We start from the raw sequence: 3378 nt of genomic DNA, 5'->3' as shown, positions 1-3378 counted from the left end.
GAATAGAGTTTTGTTTTAATGGCGACAGCATTTTGAGTATGAATAATGTTCATAGCTCGTATTTAATTAATCCAAAAAAGCAGCTTGATTGCAGGTAAATAAACTGTAAAGTAGTTATAGTCTTAATAGAAAAACTATTCTTATGATTGCAGATGCAATAATAAAAGGAACGAATCAATAAATTATTTTGGTTAGATGCGTTATCAACTTTTGTGGTTTCTAGCAGCTGTTTCTAACAAATATTGCTGTGGAACCTTCAACTTAGGTAAGGATTTCATATGACAGCAAATAACATTATTTACGTTTTAGATACCAACATCTTATTACACGAACCCTTCGCTTTTCTCTCCTTCAAAGAACACGATGTTGTAGTGCCAATGACGGTACTAGAAGAATTAGATTCAATTAAAGATCGTAACAAAGATGTGAGCCGAGATGCGCGCGTTGCCATCAGAGCGTTAGAAGATACCTTAGTCAATGCCTCACCTGAACAAGTACTCGCTGGCGTTAAGTTACCGCAAAATGATGAGCTGCACCCCAGTGGTTGTTTATCTATTTTCAATGATTATGCTTTAGACGAAAGTAAGATTAAGTTGTCGTTTAATGAAAATGATAATCGCATTATAAGTACGGCTATTTATCTACAAGAAAAAAATCTTAATAATAAAGTGGTATTAGTAACAAAAGATATCAACATGCGTTTGAAAGCTAAAGGGGCAGGCCTTGCTTTTGTTGAAGATTACCGCACAGACCAACTCATTGATGATATTCAATTTTTAACCAAAGGCTACCACCAATTTACGGGTGATTTCTGGCAGCATGTAAAAGAATGCGAAAGTGAAACTCAAGGCCGAAATACTACCCACTATATTAAACGCGATTTACTCCCTAATAGTTATATCAATGAATACTTAATTGATGAAGGAGATCATTTTGCCGGAAAAATTACCGGAGGAGATGATGAAAGCCTCGCCATAACTGATTTGAGTCGAGAACGATTAATGGCAAAGCAAGCGTGGGGAATCCATCCAAAAAATATTTATCAAGGTATGGCGATGGATGCCTTACTTGATCCGACCCTTGATTTAGTTATTCTTACTGGCCCTGCAGGGTGCGGTAAAACGGGTGTCAAGAATAAAAATCATACTAAATTTGTTAAGACCTTATGTACAAGGAGTATATCTTTATTAACTTGTAGTTCATTTAAAAAAGCAAAAATTCAGTTCAAATCATTCCCTATATCTACCAGCTTACCCTATGACTTGTCAAAAACCAAAAAAGTGCATTATTCGGTAATAACAACTATTTATAAAAATATAGAACGGCTATGTGTAGAGCTTAATTATGGGGAGGCAGCATAATGAAAAATTCAAATGAAAACCGCAACCCTCGTGTACTTGATACATCAGCCTTAGTTCATGATCCAAAAAGCCTATTAGCATATCGTGACGATATATATATCTGTCTAACAGTCTTAGAGGAGCTTGATAACCTAAAAGAACGAACAGATAAAAATGTTTCCCAAGACGCTCGTGCTGTTATTCGAATGCTTGAGGATATTATCAACGGCCACTCGAGTGAAGAAATGGAGAAAGGTATTGCGCTGCCTTCAACAGAGACCGCAAAGCGAGGAAAGCTTTTTATAGGTATTGATACACAGATAGATTTTGCCAAAGAGTTAAAACACGCTATTGGAAGTGATGCTGATAATAGAATTATAAATTATGCTCTACATTTACAAAATGAGTTAAAGCAAGATGTGACTATAGTTAGCCGCGATATAAACATGCGCTTAAAAGCGAGAACGATTGGCGTAGACGCTGAAGATGTTTTAGTTGATAACCAAATTTCTGATGTAGATCTTTTATATACTGGTGTACAGTCCTTTTCAGGAGACTTGTTTGATAGATGCGAAGAAGAAAAAGACTTTGCGATGTCAGGAAAACTATACCGTTTCAATCGTGATGTTTTTAATGAAGAAGCCCAGGCTAATATGTATTGGTACGATGAAATCGGCCATATTGGGAAAATTAAAGAAGTAACCGATGAACATATTTTTACGACATTACTGCAACGCAAACCAAAAAAAATCTGGGGGATACTCCCAAAAAATCAACGACAAGCCGTTGCGTTAGATCAACTTGTAGACCCAGATTTTGACCTAAATATCATCCTTGGACCTGCTGGCTCCGGTAAGACTTTTTTAGCAATTGCCGCTGGGTTGCACCAAGTACTTGAATTAAAACAATATAAAAAAATAGTTGTTGTACGCAGTAGGGATTTTATGGATGATGACCCTGGTTTTTTACCTGGTGATCTAACCGAGAAATCATTACCTTTATTGGCAGGTGTCACAGACGCATTGATTTCAATGCACTCCGATGGTGATGATGATGAAAAGAGTACACGTGCGACTGTGGAGCACATCATTGACCGAGCTAATATTGAATTTACTTCGATGGCTTACTTTCGAGGAAGGTCTATTGATGACGCGGTCTTAATAATAGATGAAGCGCAAAATATGACGCGTGCGCAAATGAAAGGTATGTTGTCACGTGGTGGCAAGAACTGCCGTACCATCGTGCTTGGAAATCTCGCACAAATTGACGATAGATTTGTGACCGCTACAAGCTCTGGTGCTAGTGCTGCGGTTAATATTTATCGTAACTATGAAAACGGAAGCGTTCTAATATTTGATGAAGTTGAGAGAAGTTCACTGGCTGAATTCACTGAAAAGAATTTTTAATCAAATCAAACCATAATAAAGGCTGCTTTTGCAGCTTTAAATACCAATAACTTCTTTTGATGTTACTTTTTGTTAATTCCGCCCCTTAAGGATCACATGCCCCAACCAAATGGACCACAAATACCAGTCGCTACGGACCACTATAATCAATTATTGGCCACTTTATTTTAATGGTGTGTGATATTAGGTAGCTTCTGCCCTAAATAGGCGAATACATCATGTTTAATGATGAAAAATCTCATGAAATGATGCTGAAGTGAAAGCGTTGATTTAGGACAAAGTATGCTTAACGTTGCGGTATTATATCTATACGAATAAAGACTTCCTTGAGCTTGGTGAAGACATCCCACATCTGCTCATTTTCTAATTGTCCGACTGACAAATCAGCCACCATATACAATAGTCATTGACCTTTTTAAAAATCCCGATGAATTAGAGCATTATACCAGTCTGTATAAACATTAAGTCAGGTTAATCCAGTCTCGATCACAGATTGAGGTCACTCTTTTGTGAACGTCTGGGGAAAGCACTTAGCTAAGCTTTATATTCCATGGGAGTAAAGAATTGATGTCAATTTTTGGCTTGCTCAATTGTTCAAGGCAATGCATGAGATAATCGAATGGTACTAGCCC

Annotated in this window: 1 protein-coding gene and 1 pseudogene; both read left to right on the top strand. The window is 37.2% G+C overall.

Features of this window, described 5'->3' with window-relative positions; genetic code table 11:
* Positions 1 to 278: 278 nt before the first annotated feature.
* Positions 279 to 1124: pseudogene (locus H4J50_RS18605) on the top strand (PIN domain-containing protein); the annotation flags it as partial.
* A 236-nt stretch (positions 1125 to 1360) separates the two neighbouring features.
* Positions 1361 to 2746, top strand: a complete 1386-nt coding sequence (locus H4J50_RS18600) for a PhoH family protein (RefSeq protein ID WP_182257650.1) — start codon at positions 1361 to 1363, stop codon at positions 2744 to 2746.
* Positions 2747 to 3378: the final 632 nt, after the last annotated feature.

It is taken from the genome of Colwellia sp. 6M3 (assembly GCF_014077595.1).
Classification (GTDB): domain Bacteria; phylum Pseudomonadota; class Gammaproteobacteria; order Enterobacterales; family Alteromonadaceae; genus Cognaticolwellia.
The sequence above is the reverse complement of the archived record's forward strand: the minus strand, read 5'-3'. Positions and strand labels throughout refer to the sequence as shown.